The organism is Leptospira noguchii serovar Panama str. CZ214 (assembly GCF_000306255.2).
Lineage (GTDB): Bacteria > Spirochaetota > Leptospiria > Leptospirales > Leptospiraceae > Leptospira > Leptospira noguchii.
The window spans coordinates 334,646-351,561 of record NZ_AKWY02000021.1 but is presented as its reverse complement, the minus strand read 5'-3'; the positions used below and the strand labels follow the sequence as shown (position 1 = coordinate 351,561).

The window sequence follows — 16,916 nt, the reverse complement described above, 5'->3', positions numbered from 1 at the left end:
TAATTTTTCGTGAGATCCCTCAGAAATACATTAGCAATTAAAGGTATATTGATATTTTAATAAAATATTAGATAAATTTCTATCTGAATTCATGTTAGTTTGACGATTGTAAATTATGCAACTTTCGTGAATTAGTACTTAGGCGGCCATCCCAGCCCGTGCTGATAAATAAAAAGCCGATTAATGGTGCTTGAACTTTTCAGAGAACGCTATATAAACGGGTTTATGAGAAAAATTGTTTTCGCAATCAATATTACCACTGATGGATATTGCAGCCACACGGACATGATTGCAGATGAGGAGTTGCACAGATACTTCACTCGCCTACTGCATAGTGCGAGTCTCCTCCTCTACGGTCGGATCACGTATCAACTGATGGTGCCATTTTGGCCCGATGTCGCTAAAGATCAATCGATGCCAAAGGCAATCAATGAGTTCGCTCGAGTGTTCGACTCGCTCGAAAAAATCATTTTCTCCACCACATTGAAACATGTTGAGGGAACAAACTCGAGACTTGCGCATACAGACCTTGCGGAAGAGGTGCTCGCATTGAAGCAGCAACCTGGAAAAGACATTTGCGTGGGCAGTTTGAGTATTGCGTCCCAACTTTCGGAACGCCATTTAATTGACGAGTATCGTTTCGTGGTTCATCCGGTTGTTGCCGGAAAAGGACCGCGGTTATTTGATACCATGAAGCTGCAGGAAACGCTTAGGCTTGACTTTCTTGGTTCGGAAACTCTTCAATCCGGTGTAGTAGCTCTTCATTACAAAAAATATACGTCAAATATGAGTTAGGTGGTTTAAAATATAAAATTATAATAGAATGTAAAGGCTATCTCTGTTGATAAAATCGATACATTCAATTATAAGAGAACTCATCAATAAGAAACATAAATGGAAGAGTCTTTGTTGAAGGAATCAAATTGAGGAAAAATAGAAAATAATTAACAAAGATGAGCCGATTTTTTTCAGAATAAGTTTCAGGGGAATACTGTCACTGTACAAACTTAAGTTAAAATGTATCAGAAGTAGTAGTTCTCACAACGATTCAACGTGAGAAGTACGTAAGAAAATCCTAGGTCAATTTTTCCGTAAAAAAAAATAGATGTGGGAACTACTGCAAGTTACGATTTTTACGAACCAATTTTAAAATTGTAGGAATTCATACTTTTGGAAAATACTCTTCCCATTTTTTTAGGCTGAACTCAATTACTTAAGGTTTTCAAAGTAAGGTTCGCAATGTGATTTTTCTAAGTCGTACCGAAGGTTATTAGAAACACCACAAAATTCTTTACTTTAAGACAACAACTTAAGATATTGGATCAAATTATCTAATAAATTAGATTTTTTTTTCGTTTTGTTGTAAGTTTTTTACGGGAAGGGCCAAATGAAATCCAGATCTTTAAGAATATCTTTATGGATTCTATGTTTTGTAGTTTCATTTTCTTTGTTTTCAGAAACCAAACTTTTGAACGTTTCCTACGATCCGACTCGGGAATTGTATTCGCAAATCAATAAATTATTTATAGCGCATTGGAAAAAACAAACCGGAGAAGATTTAGTCATTCATCAATCCCACGGGGGTTCCGGTAAACAAGCAAGGGCAGTCATCGATGGACTAGAAGCGGATGTAGTCACTTTGGCGCTTGCACACGACATAGAGATAATTGCCGAAAAAACAAAACTTCTTTCGACCGATTGGGAAAAGTTACTCCCTTATCAAAGTTCTCCTTATACTTCTACAATTGTATTTTTGGTTCGAAAAGGAAATCCAAAAGGGATTAAGGATTGGGACGATCTTGTAAAACCGGGGATAGGAGTAATTACTCCGAATCCTAAAACCGGAGGAGGGGCACGTTGGAATTATTTAGCTGCCTGGGGTTATGCAAAAGAAAAATACGGATCGGAAGAAAAGGCAAAAACATTTATGAAAAGCTTATATTCAAATGTTCTTGTATTAGATTCGGGTGCGAGAGGTTCTTTGACTACTTTCGTTCAAAGAGGAATTGGAGACGTTTTAATTTCCTGGGAAAATGAGGCTCATTTGGCGCTTCAAGAAACCGCAAAAAATCCAAACGTAGAAATTGTATTTCCATCTGTAAGTATTTTGGCCGAACCTTCTGTTGCGGTCGTAACTAAAAACGCTGAAAAACACAATACCTTAAAAGTCGCTGAAAATTATCTGAAATTTTTATATTCTCCGGAAGGTCAAGAAACGATTGCAACAAACTACTACCGCCCCACCGATAAAAAAGTAGCGTCTAAATATAAAAGTATATTCAAAAATTTGAAACTGTTTACTATTCGAGACGTAGCAGGTTCTTGGAAAAACGCTCAGGAAAAACATTTTTCTGACGGAGCCATTTTTGATAAGATTACTTCAAAATGATGAATAAAAAAATCTTGGATTTTGAAAAGAGAAAACGTGGCCAGTTTTAGGACAAAACCTTATGGAAAAACTACTTTTGGTATTACGTTAGGCGTAACTGTAACCTACTTGAGTTTGATAGTTATCGTTCCGTTAGGCGCTCTTTTTTTAAAAAGTACTGGGATTGGTTGGGAAGGTTTTTGGAAATTACTTACTCACGAAAGGATTTTAGCTGCTCTCTATTTAAGTTTTGGAGCGGGGGCGACGGCAGCGGTTATCAATTTGTTCATCGGATTTTTATTTGCTTGGGTATTAGTACGTTATAATTTTCCTGGAAAGTCCTTACTCGATTCTTTAGTGGATCTTCCGTTTACTTTACCAACTGCGGTCGCCGGAATTGCACTTACTACTATTTATACTCCGAACGGAATCATTGGAAAATTTTTTGAACCGTTTGGAATTAAAATTGCATATACTCCGATCGGGATCGTAATCGCTCTCGTATTTATAGGTTTCCCTTTTGTAGTCAGAACTGTTCAACCGGTTTTAGAAGAGTTTCCTAAAGAACTAGAAGAATCTGCCTATTGTTTAGGAGCAAACCGCTGGCAGATATTTAGAAGAGTCATTTTTCCAGAGCTTATTTCCCCTCTGGTTACTGGAGCCGCGATGGCGTTTGCGAGAGGAATCGGAGAATACGGTTCCGTAGTGTTTATATCTGGAAACCTTCCCGGTAAAACTGAAATTCTTCCTTTGTTGATTGTTACCAAACTGGAACAATACGAATACGAAGAGGCGACCGGAATTGCGTTTATAATGCTCGTAATTTCATTTAGTATATTATTATGTATTAATGTTATTCAAGCAGTCGCTGCTAGGAGAAGTAAATGAAACAAGAACCGTTAATCGTTCGAAGTTTTCTTATTGGTATCGTTTTTTTTCTCACTGGTCTTATTTTGATTCTTCCCATTTATACCGTTTTTTATGAAGCTTTTTCTAAAGGTTTTGACGCATATTGGGAAGGTATTCTGGAACCAGATACCATTTCTGCTTTTAGGTTGACTCTTTTGGTAATCGGAATTGCTGTTCCTTTAAATACTATTTTCGGAATTTTTGCCGCCTTCTCGTTGACTCGCTTTGAGTTTCCGGGCAAAAGCTGGATACTTACGATTATAGATTCTCCGTTTTCGGTTTCACCCGTTATTTCCGGTTTGATTTTTATTCTACTTTTTGGAAGACAGGGTTGGTTTGGTCCTTGGTTGGAGGAATTAGATTTCAAAATTGTATTCAATACTCCTGGACTTGTGATCGCTACGATTTTTATTACTCTTCCTTTTGTGGCAAGAGAACTCATTCCTTTATTGGAAGCAACAGGAATGGAAGAGGAAGAAGCGGGACTTCTTTTAGGAGCCTCTCCAATTAAAGTGTTTTTGAAAATTGTTGCGCCCGGTATCAAATACGGACTGTTATACGGAGTTATACTTTGTAATGCGAGAGCTATGGGAGAATTTGGTGCGGTTTCTGTTCTTTCCGGACATATCCGAGGTCAAACGAACACGTTACCATTACAGATTGAAGTACTTTATAACGAATACAATTCTGTAGCGGCTTTTTCGGCGGCTTCTCTTCTTGTATTTTTATCTTTAATCACTCTAGTTGCAAAACAGATCTTAGAAAGAAAAATCAAAATCGTAAAGAAAGAGGAATTTCTTCAGGAGGAGGTATAACGTGGGAATTGAAGTTAAGAATCTTGTAAAACGTTTTGGAAATTTTACTGCTATCGATGATCTTTCTTTAGATGTTCCTTCCGGAGAGTTAGTCGCTCTTTTAGGTCCTTCCGGTTCCGGTAAAACCACTTTACTTAGAATCATCGCTGGTCTTGAGGACGCAGACAAGGGGCAGGTGATTTTTGAAGGCAGAGAAGTAGGTAAAAAGAACGCCAAAGATAGAGGTGTGGGTTTCGTATTTCAACATTATGCGTTGTTTAGACACATGACAATTTTTGAAAATATTGCATTTGGTCTTGAAGTAAGAAAAAGATCCGAAAGGCCGAGTAAGAATGTGATTAGAGATAAGGTTATGAGTCTTTTAAAACTCGTTCAACTTGAGAATTTTCACAATCGTTATCCTTCTGAACTTTCCGGAGGTCAAAGACAACGGATTGCACTTGCGAGAGCACTTGCTATTGAACCTCGTTTTTTACTGTTAGACGAACCTTTTGGTGCATTAGATGCTAAGGTTAGAAAGGAATTGAGAAATTGGCTTAGACGTCTTCATGATGAAATTCATATTACGAGTGTTTTTGTGACTCATGATCAGGAGGAAGCACTCGAGGTTTCTGATAAGGTGGTCATTCTTAGGTCTGGTAAGATAGAGCAGGTAGGAACTCCGGACGAGGTTTATAATCATCCTAAAAATTCGTTTGTGTTTCATTTTTTGGGGGACGTAAATTTGTTTCACGGAAGGGTTCAAGGAGGACAAACTCAACTTGGAGAAATTAAAGTAGATACTCCGGAACATTCCGAAATTGAAAACGCTTCTGCAGTTGGTTACGTCCGTCCATATGATGTGGAAATTTTAAGAGAACCGATCGAAGCGCAGACGATCCCGGCCGAAATTCAATACATACATTCGACTGGTAGAAATGTAAAGGTAGATCTTAAACGTTTAGATACCGGAACTATTTTGGAATCACAACTCAATTCTTCCGAGTTTCAATCTCTCAATCTACTTCCCGGTGAAACTGTTCATATCCGTTTTAAAAAGGTAAAGGTTTATGTTGAGGATTATACAATTTAACCGATCTGTCGGCTTGAGTTGTTTCGCTTTAATTTTTAGATTTGGTTTTTGTAATCAACTTCAATTTTTTAAGTAGTGAGTTGATCCAAAAGACGAATTGAGTTATACCTTTACAAATAGGGTGTAGTGTTTTGCTGATATTATATAACAGAATGATACTTAATATTTTGCACTCAAATGAGCTTTTGCAATAAAAATTCGAGATGCTCTGTTTTTTAGTTTATAAAATGTAATTTAAGAGATTCTAATTTTATGAAAGTAGAATATTGATTTTTATGGATTTTATAAATTTTGAGGTAAATTCCTGTTTTTAGAAAACCTGAGCGAATCCGGCTGTTAGAGGCAGCCGGACCGGCTCTCAGCTCTGGTCAATAAATTGTATATAAGAACGTTATACAACATATCGTCGTAGATTTCAATTTAGAACGCGATCCATAGAGAGCGTTCTGCTTTAGTTTCCCCGCGTCGATTCCTTTCGCGTTATACTGAACTCACGTTAAACTAGTGTTGGAACTCTACAGAAATTTCAGTAGAACAAAGTCCGTTTAAGCGATGTAATTTGTGGGAACTCTCACTTTTGTCAGGTTTTAGCTGGATGATTGATTTTTTCTAAATTTAACGTAAATTTTATATAAGGAATTCATTTTTCTGAAAAAGTTGGGGTCTGAACTTTATAGAACGATTCTAAAATGAGGAAACTGATACAAAAAGTAAATGTTTAAAAATTTGTAATGTGACTTAAAATGTGGGAACTACCGCAGATTACGGTCTTACGAACCAATTTAAAATTGTAGGAACTTATTAATTTAAGAAAATTCTTTCTCATTTTTACGCCCTGTGCTCACGTTAAATTTAACGTAAATTAGATGTAATAAGTTCGTTTTATAAAACCTGGTTTTACTGTAAAAATAATTTGTGGGAACTCTTACAAGTTCAGGTTTTACAGTTAGACTTTGAAAATGTGGGAACTCTTATGAATTTGAATCGCAAAGGACGAATGTTTAAAAATTAGTAATGTGACTTAATTTGTGGGGACTACTACCACTTTTGTTAGGTGATTATTTATTTTTATACAACTTTTATAAAATTAAAAAAGAATGATTGTCTAAACAAATTTTGCATAAAATCGTTATTTGGCGACTTTTATTGAATTAAAAATTTATATTGTAAGAGTTTTTTTGTAAATAGTCAACTAACTATATTAAAGATTTGTAACGCAAATTCCACTTGCTGCCAAAGTTTTTGTTAAACTAGATAAAGCGCCTCCATTAAAATTAATCACTAAACTCTCGGTTAGAGTTGTTTCATTGGTTGTGGAGGTCCAGAATGTAGTATTTGCTGGAAAGTTTGGAAATGCGGCTGGAATGGCAGGATTCCCAGTACCGGAATGATCTAAAATACTTAATAATTCGTTTGCATTAGGTAGTCTCCAGTTGTTTCTTCCTGCAAATACTGCTACGTTTAAGTTATTACATCCATTGAAAGCGGATTGTCTATTTCCTGAAAATAAAACCCCCGCTGTACAATTTACATTTGATTTTCCTAATGCACATTTGGACCAAAGTAGTTTCGAGTTTTGATCTGTAACCGTTCCGTTACCGTTGTCTAAAAACGAAAAGACGGGTGACGGATTTCCGGAAACGCAGCGTAAAAATACGTTCGCACCTACTTTTACAAATGGCTGAGCAGGAAGCCCTAACGTTAAAAAATCAACAGCCCAAATCTCCGCCACGTTGAGTGGATAAGTAGTGTTTGTCATATAGAGATTATTGATAATATCCGCATTTGGAAATTGTACATTTTCGGGATGAGTCGGGTTTGTAGAATAACGATAAAGGCTCATAAATTCTTTAAATTCTGGAATCCTCCAATTGGTTCTGCCCGCATAACCGTTTCCTCCGTTTCGGTTATTTAGGTCAGAACAACTACCGGGTCCTCCCACGTTAGTCGCCGTATCCCAATCTATTGCTGTTGCGGCTCCTAAAGCACAAGTAGGTCCGTTTTGACCTTCGGGACAACTTTTCCAGACAAGCCCTCGTATATTGTCTAAGGTAGTATAATCCGTTCCATATTGTGAATGTTGTGTGGGGCCCGTGAAAGAACGAGAATTTGGAGTGTTTAAAAATTCTCCGTCTTGACCGCTGTTTAAACACGCAGTGATTACTCCGCCAGGTGTCCAACATTGAGTTTGTCCCGTATCACTAATCGCGCTTAAATTAAAATTAGGGGCTGGTGTGACGGTGATTGGTGTGTTGTTAGAAGTTGTTGTCTGAGATTCCTCGCTTTCGTTTGTACTGGGACTTAAAAAATACCGTAGGATTGCAAACGGAGGTTCTGGTTTATCCGGAGGACCTACCATACAGCTAGATACTATAGAAAAAAATAAAAATGCAGATTTTATATTCATAAAAATAGATCGGATCCAAGCGCTATAGAAGCTGGAATTGTAACGTATCAATTTTTATAAAACAACTCAATTTATCGAATGAGACAGATTAAATGATAAATTTGTATTCAGATTCAAAACGATTGTTTTGTGAAAAATATTTGAATGATGGATTTGAAATTTAAACTTTTATAAAATCTAAAAGATAATCATCTAATCAAATTTTTGCATAAAATCGTCGTTTTGCGGCAATCAATCAATAAAGAATGAAAAAACTATTTTATAGAGATTCTTAAACCTAAGTTGATTGATTTTTATATATTTGTTATGAAGTCGGGGTACCATGAGTTTGTCTCAAAAGTTGGAATATAGTATCCGCTTAAAAAACATACTCGGCTTTCTAAATGATGGGATTTAGATGTGGTGGATTTGTTTTAAAATTCGTAATATTCTATTTTATAGAAATTAGTAAAAGTAGATTTTTTAAGACTAACTCGGATGTATGAAAATAATACTAAAAGTTAACAATCGATTTAACAAAGATATAGTTTTCTAACAAAACAAATCCAGTATAAGTATTATTTTTATACATCCAAATAGTAAGTAAAAATTTTTTATTCAATCGAATTTATAAGAAGCGCCGAATAATATCGCAGGTACGTCCGATTGTAAAGATTGAGAATAGTTTAATATTCGAATGTCGCTCGGGCCAAACGCGGAATGTAATACCGCCCAGTTGTTTCCTGGATCTGCTGTAATTTTTTTGGCAAATAAATAATTAATTGCAAGGTCAAAACTCCATTTCCCAGAAAGAAAACTCAATCCCAGAGTTGCCAGTTGTTGGACCATAATCCCTGCTTGTAAAGCGCTGATTCCTTCGGAACGCACCACACCTGTATTATAACGATAACCGCCTCTATAAATAAAAGAATCAGACTTATATTCTATTCCTATTGCTCCCGCCCAAGCGTCGTGATACGCTATGTTTTGGGTGATTGTATTTGTTTTCCCTAAAAAAGTTGGAAACCAAGGATCTTCTAATCTTTGTTTAAACGTTTGATCGTAAGAGTTGTAATTGTAATATAAAAAATCTAAACCGATTTTTAGAGATTCGTTTCCAAAAGAAAAACCTAATCCGTGTTTTTCGGGAAGATTAAAAGTAGCAGAAACTCCGGTTCTTCTGTAATTATTGACGTCTCCAATTCCTATCTGCATTCCGCCGTCTAAAGGGAGAATACTTCTGGTTTGGTAGGAATACGCAATTCTAAACAGTTCCGTAAATAGATAAGAAAATCCGAATATTCCTCCCATAGAATACGCGTTTCTACTTTTATAATCGAAACCCTGACCCGGAATTTCCAAGGTATGTGTAATATCGTAAAATTTTTGATTGGCGATTTGTTTGGAATAGATCATTTCGATTCCTGCACCGACGGAAAAATTTCCGAATCGATATGCTAGAGCGTTAGTAGCTTTTACTACATAAAATGTAGTGGATAAATCTTCTTTAATCTTTTTTGAATCTCCAATTGGTCCGGGAACGTCCACCCCCGACCAATCTCTCAGAGATTGAGCGTTTGGAGTCAATCTGAGTATTCCGTTTACCTGACCACTTCCTCCTCCCGGAACATAAATCCCAACTCCGTAGCTCAATCGATCTGTGAGCGGAAGTGTCAAACCGAAGTAAGGTAAGGGCGCAAGAATATTATAATTTTGAGAATTATGATACTCGATTTCTGGATTGGTATCCGCGAATCGATCCTTATATTGAGAACGAATGTATGGGAGTCCAATTCCAAACTCAAGTCCACCTTTAGGATTGAGAACTAAATTTGCTGGATTGGTTGCTATATCCATTGGAGAGCCTCCAATTGCAAGATTGACCCCCGCCATGCCCGCATATCGAGCGTTATGAGAAGGTTGAAATACTCCCACGCCGAACAACGAATTTACGGATATGAACCCGATCCAGATAAAAAATAAAATTTTAAAATAGAATCGAAATGCGATTTTCGTTTTTTGCATGTGTAACACTTTATAAGATTTGAATTTCTGAAAAGTTATTTTTCTTTTCACATTTCGGAGGTTTCGTAAAGTTTGTGACTCCAATGAGGAAAATTGAATGCAAAATTTTATAAAATATAGATCCGTAACAGACGTTTATGCGGATCAGGTTATACAGGATTACTTTCAATCTGATAATAAAGATAAACTAAGAAGTTTAGCTTTATTCAATATTCTAACGCAGAACTTAGGACCTATACCGGCGGAACTTCCTTCTTACTTCAAGGAATACTTTGAAAAAACCAGTGTTCTTCCAGAGTGGGCAGATCTTAAAAAAATTCAAATTGCGGAACGTGTCTTTGCTACATACGGACCGCAGATACTCATGATTTTATGTTGTAAATCTCTTCCTATGGCTTATACCTGCGGCAACGGAGCGGAAGTGCTTGTTTATACGGGACGACTTGTGGAAGAAAACGGTTCCACACAAAAAGTATTTAGAAGACTGATGGAAACTACACAATTTGTAGTTTCTGTTTTAAAAGAAGGAGGTCTTTCTCAAGGAGGAGAAGGAATCAGAGTCGCACAGAAAGTAAGACTGATGCATGCTTCGATTCGTCATTTTATTTTGGAATCGAATCAATGGAAAGAAGAATGGGGAAAGCCGATCAACCAACAGGACATGGCTGGGACTTTACAGTCTTTCTCTAGTCTCATTTTAGAAGGTTTGACTTTTTCTGGAATTACGTTAGACGAAGAGGAAAAAGATTCTTACATTCACCTTTGGAAAGTTGTGGGTTATATCTTAGGAGTACTTCCTGAATTATCTCCCAATACGTACGAAGATGCTTATGCTCTTGGGCTTTCCATCTTTGAAGATCAAAGAAAAAAATCGGAAGCGGGAAAGGTTCTCGCAAAATCTCTGTTAGATTTTATGGAATATATGGTTCCAGGTAACTTGATGGACGGTGTTCCTTTGTATTTTCTTCAGAAATATTTAGGTAAAGAAAATTGTGAAATTTTAGAACTTCCTTGGGAAGAAAAAGAAATTCTAGGGGAAATCCTAGAAAAAGTTATCTCCGGTTTCGATAAGACACTAAGCGAAAACGATCATTTCCAAAAACTTGCCGCGCATTTTTCATCCAAACTGATCTTAGGAATGGATAATTTTTATTATAAAGGTAAGAAGGCTAAGTTTGAAATTCCACCTTCTTTAAAAGGAAACTGGGGAGTATAAAAATCTTATGGGATTCTTGGAAAAATTTTTAACGGACCCTTATTATTTAGGAAAGTTCACACTTCTTGAAAACGTATTTTTACTGATCGGAGTAGTTTTTTGGGCATACGTTTATTTTGCGTTAATCGTGGATTCGAACCGTAAACAGTTTGTGGAAATGCCCGTATTTATCGCCTGTGGGAACATCGTCTGGGAATTTCTTTGGGGATTTGTCATCCAAGAAGACATGGGAATTGTTTTGAATTGGGGTTATAAACTTGCGTTTCTTTTGGACGTTGTAATTTTTTACAACGTGTTTAAATACGGACAAAAACAGTTCAAAATTTCTATTAGTACATTAGAATATAGAATTTTACTTTTGGTCTTGTTATTGTCTTGGGGGGCTCTAATTTATACTTATTACGTCAATCGATACGATCTTTTTACCGGTTCTAATTCCGCCTATATACTCAATCTATTCATTTCCGCAATGTATCCGGTTTTATTTTTATCTATGAACGACAATCGATTATTTTCTTATCCGATTGCGTGGTGTAAATTTTTAGGAACCGTATTTTTTACCGTGTTTTTGTTTCTCTATTTTCCAAAAGAGTATTTTGTTTTATGTCTTGGAATATTGGTTTTTATAGCGGACGCTTATTACGTTTATCTATTTGCAAAAACCAGAAAGTAATTTATAAAAATGTCAATTAGAACTGAGACTTCTTTCCATAAAAAGGAAATCCTATTAGAGGATCACGTTTCTACGATTTACAGAGGAATTTTAAAAGGTGAATCCGAAACTAAAATTCTTAGGATACAAAAAGAAAAAACTCGGGAAGAAGATTCGTTTTATTTTTTGAACGAATATGAAATTGGTAAACTGATTTCAGACGATCATATTCTAAAACCGGAACGTTTTATAAAAATTCAGGATCGGTACTGTCTCGTTTATGAAAATTTAGAAAGTTCCCTTCTGTCTAATTATATTTCCAAGGTGGGTCAGTTATCGATCGAAGAGTTTCTTCAAGTAGCCATTTCTATCACTGGAAATTTGGTTCATCTACACTCGCAGGGAGTTCTTCATAATCAGATTTGTCCTAGTTCTTTTTTTTATGATAAGGATACTAAAACTTCCGTACTTGCTTGGCTTGGTTCTTCTTCTTTACTTTTAGGAGAAAAAGGAAATTTAGCGCCTTTACAAATTTCTCCTACGTTACTCGCTTATTGTTCTCCAGAAAGGACTGGTAGACTCAATCGTTCTGTTGATTTTCGTTCGGACGGTTATTCGATCGGAATTTTATTCTATCAATTTTTAACCGGAAAACCTCCTTTTGAATCGGATGATCCTTTGGAAATCATCCATGCTCATGTTGCCAGAGTTCCGGCTGCGATTTCCGAAAAAAGAAAAGAAATACCGATTCCGATTTCAAGTTTAGTGATGAAACTTCTTTCCAAGATGCCTGAAGAAAGATATTTCTCTCTCGAAACTTTATTACACGATCTGAGGATGTTAAACGATTCGATTCGTTCTCGAAAAAGTGTTTTAGAATTTATTCCCGGTTTTACGGAAAAAAAAGATAAGTTTAGAATTTCGGAAAAATTATACGGAAGAGAAAAGGAAAAAGAAATTATAGAGGAGGCAATTTCTGCGGTTTATTCCGGGGTTAAGGCGGCTATACTTATCAAGGGGAAATCCGGAACCGGAAAAACTTCTTTGATCCAAGATACAATTCTTTCTAAAGAATTAAATACATTACGAAGTTTTAAAGGAAAGTTTGAAGAAGATAAAAAGGAAATCCCTTACTTTGCTCTTAGACAAATTTTAGTCGAGTTATGCAATCATCTTTTAACTCAATCCGAATACGAAATCCGATCTTTCCGAAGAGAAATCCGTGAAAAACTAGGGGATAACATTCATCTTTTAACCCAATTTATACCGGAAATAGTCAATTTACTTGAAGTTCATTCTGTTTCGTCCGATTATCAAAGTCAAAAAGATGACCAGTTTTTATTTGTAGTCATTCTAAGATTTTTATCTTCTTGTTTCAATCGGCATAATCCCGCCTTACTTATATTAGACGATATTCAATGGGCCGATCCGGCGTCTCTTTCTCTTATTGAATTTATATCCAGACAAACCGAATGGGAAGGAATGTTGTTCGTTTTGATATGTAGAAACGAAGAAGAACATTCTGATTTTCTAAACTCTTTTCGAGAGAGAATTTTAAATTCGGAAATGCTACTTCAGGAAATTTCCTTAAATCCTTTAGACCCTATGATGATCCGAAGTTATGTGACCGATAGTTTGGATCTGCAAGAAGAGGATACTAAAAAACTTACGGAAATTCTCTATCAAAAAACAAACGGAAATCCTTTTTTTCTCAATCAGTTTTTCAACAATCTTTATGCAGAATCTTTTATACAATACCAAAAGAGTTCCGGGATTTGGAGTTTAGATTGGGATCAGATCATTAAAAAAACGGTAACCGAAAACGTATTGGATCTTCTTACGGAGGAAATTACTAGACTTCCAGAAAATACACAAAAACTTTTAAAGGTAGCAGCCTGTGTTGGAAACCTTTTTGATCTTGGAATTTTATATAAATACTTTCAAAATTCTCCAGAAATTATAGAAACTGGAATTAGAGAATGTATTAAACAAGGGATTGTAATCTATCAAGAATCTCAGGTAAGTCTTTATCCAGTTTTGCAAATATTAAAAAAAGAGAATGCAGAAGGATTAGATAAGAATAAACTTTTTGAAGGAATTATGTTCCGGTTTTCTCACGATAAAATCAATCAGGTAATCGTGGAATCAATCGTTTCCGATCAAAGAGCCGAAATTCATAAAAACTTAGCTTGGTTTTTAGTAGAATCGGATTTAGTTTCTTCTAAACAGGAGAGAATTCAGGAAATTGCAAATCACCTTGTTAAATCTCAAAAGATTATAAACTCTAAAGAAGAATTAGAAGTTTTTAATCGTTATCTTGTTCTGGCCGGAAATTTAGCAAAACTTTCTGCGGCGTTTAACACCGCTTATAACTTGTTTTTTCTTCTTAAGAAAAAAGTTACGGAAGAATCTTGGAAGGAAAGAAAGGATCAATGTATTCAGATTTATAAATCATTTGCGGAGTCTGCTTATTTTCTTTCTAAAACTTCTGAAGCCGAGAATGCAGTTCAGGTTTTACTTTCTAAACTTCACGATCGAATTGAAATCGCTGACGTTTATCTGATGCAATTGGAAGTGATGAACGCAAAAAACGATTTGGACGGCGCCTACAAGGTTGGATTAAAAGCGCTTAAATCTTTGAACGTACAATTTCCGGAAAAACCCGGGACTTCGATTCTGGTTTTGGAATTTTTAAAGATGGTCTATTATCAAAGGGGAAGAAGTCCGGAACGTTTGAAGGAAGCTAAAAAAAATCAGAACCCTTATAAGATAGAAACCATCAACATACTTACGAATATGTTGAACTATGGAAAACATTCGGATAGTAAGTTATTCGTATTCCTTTTTTTGAAACTAATGAATATCACTCTTAAGGAAGGAAATTCTCCAGTCAGTTTTTTTGGTTATGCTGGTTTTGGTTCTCTTCTTTTTGCGATGACTGGAAATTTACGGACCGCACTTAGATATTGGGATTTAGGAGAATACGTCATTCAGGTTTTTAATGCGGATCGAGTGAAAGGTAGATATTTATTTGGAAAGAATATGTTGCTTGATTTTTACAGAGTGCCTTTTTCCAAATTGACATTACTTTCGGAAGAAGCCTATGAAAAGTGTATTCAGTACGGAGACTATCTCTGGGCTGCGTTTTCTTTGATCGCACATACGATCTATCAACTTTATTCTTCTGATAATTCGGAATCATATTATGAAATTCTAACTAAAGACGTAAAACGAGCGGAACAATTGGGTTACGAAACCGTTTACGTGATAGCTGCCAGTTCCGATTTTTTAATCCGAAGTCTGGGAAATCCTTTCCGGCCGAACGTAATTTACAAAGATTTGGAAATGTCCGTGGAAACTTTTGAGCGAGAAGTGTTGATTCCGAATGCAAACGGAACCGCAAACACTTGGTATGCAGTTTTGAGAGGAAAAGAAACGTATCTACGTGGAGAGTGGGAAGAAGGTTTAAAAATTTTTTCTCAATTTGCAAATGATTTGGAAAGATCTAGGACCATTTTTATCTATTCCGAATACAGATTTTTTAAATCCCTTCATTTGATCCGTTTGAAGGAAACTGGTAAAAAATTAAGTTTTTCGGATTTATATTTTATCAAAAGGTCCATTTCTTTATTTAAAACTTGGTCTGAAACCTTTCCGGATAATTTTGAATCGTATTGGCATATTCTAAAAGCAGAATATAATAAATATAAAAAGAACTTTGCAAAGGCCGAAGTTTTTTTCGAGTTGGCTTTGTCTTCTCTTCAAAAAAACGATAGCAACCTGAGAAAAGCGATCGTTTATGAACACGTGGGAATGTGGGAGTTTGGAAGGGAACGAAAACAATATGCCAATTATCTTCTAAAAATTGCGGAAAAACAGTATCGAACTTGGGGAGCTTCTGCGAAAGCGAATCGTATCCAAGCGATCAGACAACCAGATGAAGAGGCAGGAATTTTTTTACATACCAGAGAAGAAGCTCTTTTAGATACGATTCTTAAGTCCGCAGAAAACTTGGATCTAAGAAGTGTATTAAAATCTTCTCAATCTATTTCGGAGAGTATAGAACAAGACGAGTTATTAAAAAAATTAATGCGAACAATTATGGAGAATGCGGGAGCTACTAGAGGATTTCTGATTCTTCCTAGAGCAAGTGGATTTTATGTGGAAACTGGGCAAGATATTGAGGAAGAAAATATTTTACCCAAATCTTTGATTTTAGATTCCGCATCCGAGTTATTACCGGTTGAGATTGTATATTATTGTTATCGATCTGGGCAAAAAATACTATTAAACAATACTTCTTCCAAGGATTCTCTTCATTCCTTAAATCCATACGTAATTGAAAAACAACCCAAGTCTCTTCTTTGTTTTCCGATTACAAAACAAGGAAAAATTTTGAGTGTACTTTATCTGGAAAATCGCCTCACCTATGACGTGTTTGACGAACATAGGTTGGAAATTTTAGAGATCCTTTCCTCTCAGGCTGCGATTTCATTAGAAAACGCTAAACTATATGAAGATATTACCAGTTTAAACGCCGAACTGGAAAAAAAAGTGGAACTTCGTACTCAAGAGTTGATGCAATCCCTCAAAATCATACGAAAGGATCTTTTATATTCCAAAAAAATTCAACGTAGTATTCTTCCGGATCATCCTAATCTTCCAGGAATTCTTTATTCGGTTTCTTATCAACCTATGGACGAAGTAGGGGGTGATTTTTACGATCTATTCGAAATTCGTCCGGGTGTTTATAGATTTTTTGTGGCGGATGCGACCGGACACGGAGTCCAGGCCGCTTTGATTACTATGGCGATCAAAAGTGAATATGAACACCTTAAAAAGATCGAAAAAAATCCTTCTAATATATTAAAGGAATTGAATGTAGTAATTTTAGAAAAGTTTAAAACTTTGTACCTAACTTGTGTTGTTGCAGATATTAATGTAAACGATTATACTCTGGAATATTCTTCTGCGGGACATCCTCCTCAGATTATTTGGAGAAATGGGGAGGCTGACTTTTTACATAAAACCGGCGCGATTTTAGGCCTGAAAAAGGATTTTATATATTATTCCGAAAGTGTGGAATTAAAACCAGAAGATAGAATTTTTCTTTTTACGGACGGAGTTTACGAACAATTTAACTCAAATAAAAATGAATTTGGAGAAGAACGATTTTTAGATTCTATCCATTCTTCCAGCTCGTTAAATCCAGAAGATCAGATTTCCAAAATGCAAAAGGATTTAAATTTGTTTTTACAAGGGGCGCCGATTCAGGATGATTTTACTTTAATCGCAATTGAAGTATTTTAAGTCTGTCTAAGATCTGTCGAGCGCCAATAGAAGTGAGACGCTGAGTTCTCGAGCGCCAATAGAAGTGAGACGCTGAGTTCTCGAGCACCAATAGAGGCAGATGTTTTAGTTTCATAAAAATGTTGAGAACTCTTACATTTGATAAAAGAATAAGATTTAGAAA

Annotated in this window: 10 protein-coding genes; 8 read left to right on the top strand and 2 right to left on the bottom strand. The window is 35.8% G+C overall.

All coding sequences use genetic code 11. The features are described 5' to 3' along the window. Window positions 1-183: 183 nt before the first annotated feature. The 5 genes from LEP1GSC059_RS11880 to LEP1GSC059_RS11860 all read left to right on the top strand — a co-directional run bounded on the left by LEP1GSC059_RS11880 (window position 184) and on the right by LEP1GSC059_RS11860 (window position 5,164). Window positions 184-795 carry a dihydrofolate reductase family protein gene (locus LEP1GSC059_RS11880; RefSeq protein WP_017215840.1) on the top strand — a complete coding sequence of 204 codons (612 nt, stop codon included), beginning with the start codon at window positions 184-186 and terminating at the stop codon, window positions 793-795. Window positions 796-1,387: 592 nt separating this feature from the next. Continuing rightward, window positions 1,388-2,389 (top strand): sulfate ABC transporter substrate-binding protein, encoded by a 1,002-nt coding sequence (locus LEP1GSC059_RS11875; protein ID WP_017215839.1) that lies wholly within the window; start codon window positions 1,388-1,390, stop codon window positions 2,387-2,389. A 21-nt stretch (window positions 2,390-2,410) separates the two neighbouring features. Then, window positions 2,411-3,256 carry a sulfate ABC transporter permease subunit CysT gene (gene cysT, locus LEP1GSC059_RS11870; RefSeq protein ID WP_036027187.1) on the top strand — a complete coding sequence of 282 codons (846 nt, stop codon included), beginning with the start codon at window positions 2,411-2,413 and terminating at the stop codon, window positions 3,254-3,256. After that, window positions 3,253-4,092: a sulfate ABC transporter permease subunit CysW gene (gene cysW, locus LEP1GSC059_RS11865; RefSeq protein WP_002180360.1), complete on the top strand. Its 840-nt coding sequence runs from the start codon at window positions 3,253-3,255 to the stop codon at window positions 4,090-4,092. Before cysT ends, cysW begins: the two co-directional genes overlap by 4 nt. Before the next feature lies 1 nt (window position 4,093). After that, window positions 4,094-5,164, top strand: coding sequence for a sulfate/molybdate ABC transporter ATP-binding protein (locus tag LEP1GSC059_RS11860; protein ID WP_002180333.1), 1,071 nt, complete (start codon window positions 4,094-4,096; stop codon window positions 5,162-5,164). A gap of 1,201 nt (window positions 5,165-6,365) precedes the next feature. On the opposite strand, the gene LEP1GSC059_RS11855 is transcribed toward LEP1GSC059_RS11860, so the two are convergent. After that, complete coding sequence (locus tag LEP1GSC059_RS11855) at window positions 6,366-7,571, bottom strand: Lcl C-terminal domain-containing protein (protein ID WP_036027189.1); 1,206 nt, start codon at window positions 7,569-7,571, stop codon at window positions 6,366-6,368. Window positions 7,572-8,168: 597 nt separating this feature from the next. Beyond that, a complete protein-coding gene (locus LEP1GSC059_RS11850) occupies window positions 8,169-9,575 on the bottom strand; it encodes an OmpP1/FadL family transporter (protein ID WP_002180302.1) in 1,407 nt (468 codons plus the stop codon). A gap of 97 nt (window positions 9,576-9,672) precedes the next feature. Between LEP1GSC059_RS11850 and LEP1GSC059_RS11845 the strand changes: the two genes are divergently transcribed. From LEP1GSC059_RS11845 to LEP1GSC059_RS11835, 3 genes are read left to right on the top strand one after another with little or no spacing between them, the layout of a single operon-like run. Then, entirely contained in the window at window positions 9,673-10,791 is a 1,119-nt protein-coding gene (locus LEP1GSC059_RS11845) for an oxygenase MpaB family protein (RefSeq protein WP_002180326.1), read from the top strand. A 7-nt stretch (window positions 10,792-10,798) separates the two neighbouring features. Next, window positions 10,799-11,464 carry a transmembrane-type terpene cyclase gene (locus LEP1GSC059_RS11840; protein ID WP_002180357.1) on the top strand — a complete coding sequence of 222 codons (666 nt, stop codon included), beginning with the start codon at window positions 10,799-10,801 and terminating at the stop codon, window positions 11,462-11,464. 9 nt (window positions 11,465-11,473) lie between these two features. Continuing rightward, window positions 11,474-16,753 (top strand): trifunctional serine/threonine-protein kinase/ATP-binding protein/SpoIIE family protein phosphatase, encoded by a 5,280-nt coding sequence (locus LEP1GSC059_RS11835; RefSeq protein ID WP_020980787.1) that lies wholly within the window; start codon window positions 11,474-11,476, stop codon window positions 16,751-16,753. Window positions 16,754-16,916: the final 163 nt, after the last annotated feature.

Excerpts from the sequence above, each read along its gene's own strand:
- LEP1GSC059_RS11880 (WP_017215840.1), top strand. The coding sequence starts at position 184 with ATGGTGCTTGAACTTTTCAGAGAACGCTATATAAACGGGTTTATGAGA.
- LEP1GSC059_RS11875 (WP_017215839.1), top strand. The coding sequence starts at position 1,388 with ATGAAATCCAGATCTTTAAGAATATCTTTATGGATTCTATGTTTTGTA.
- cysW (WP_002180360.1), top strand. The coding sequence starts at position 3,253 with ATGAAACAAGAACCGTTAATCGTTCGAAGTTTTCTTATTGGTATCGTT.
- LEP1GSC059_RS11855 (WP_036027189.1), bottom strand. The coding sequence starts at position 7,571 with ATGAATATAAAATCTGCATTTTTATTTTTTTCTATAGTATCTAGCTGT.
- LEP1GSC059_RS11850 (WP_002180302.1), bottom strand. The coding sequence starts at position 9,575 with ATGCAAAAAACGAAAATCGCATTTCGATTCTATTTTAAAATTTTATTT.
- LEP1GSC059_RS11845 (WP_002180326.1), top strand. The coding sequence starts at position 9,673 with ATGCAAAATTTTATAAAATATAGATCCGTAACAGACGTTTATGCGGAT.
- LEP1GSC059_RS11840 (WP_002180357.1), top strand. The coding sequence starts at position 10,799 with ATGGGATTCTTGGAAAAATTTTTAACGGACCCTTATTATTTAGGAAAG.
- LEP1GSC059_RS11835 (WP_020980787.1), top strand. The coding sequence starts at position 11,474 with ATGTCAATTAGAACTGAGACTTCTTTCCATAAAAAGGAAATCCTATTA.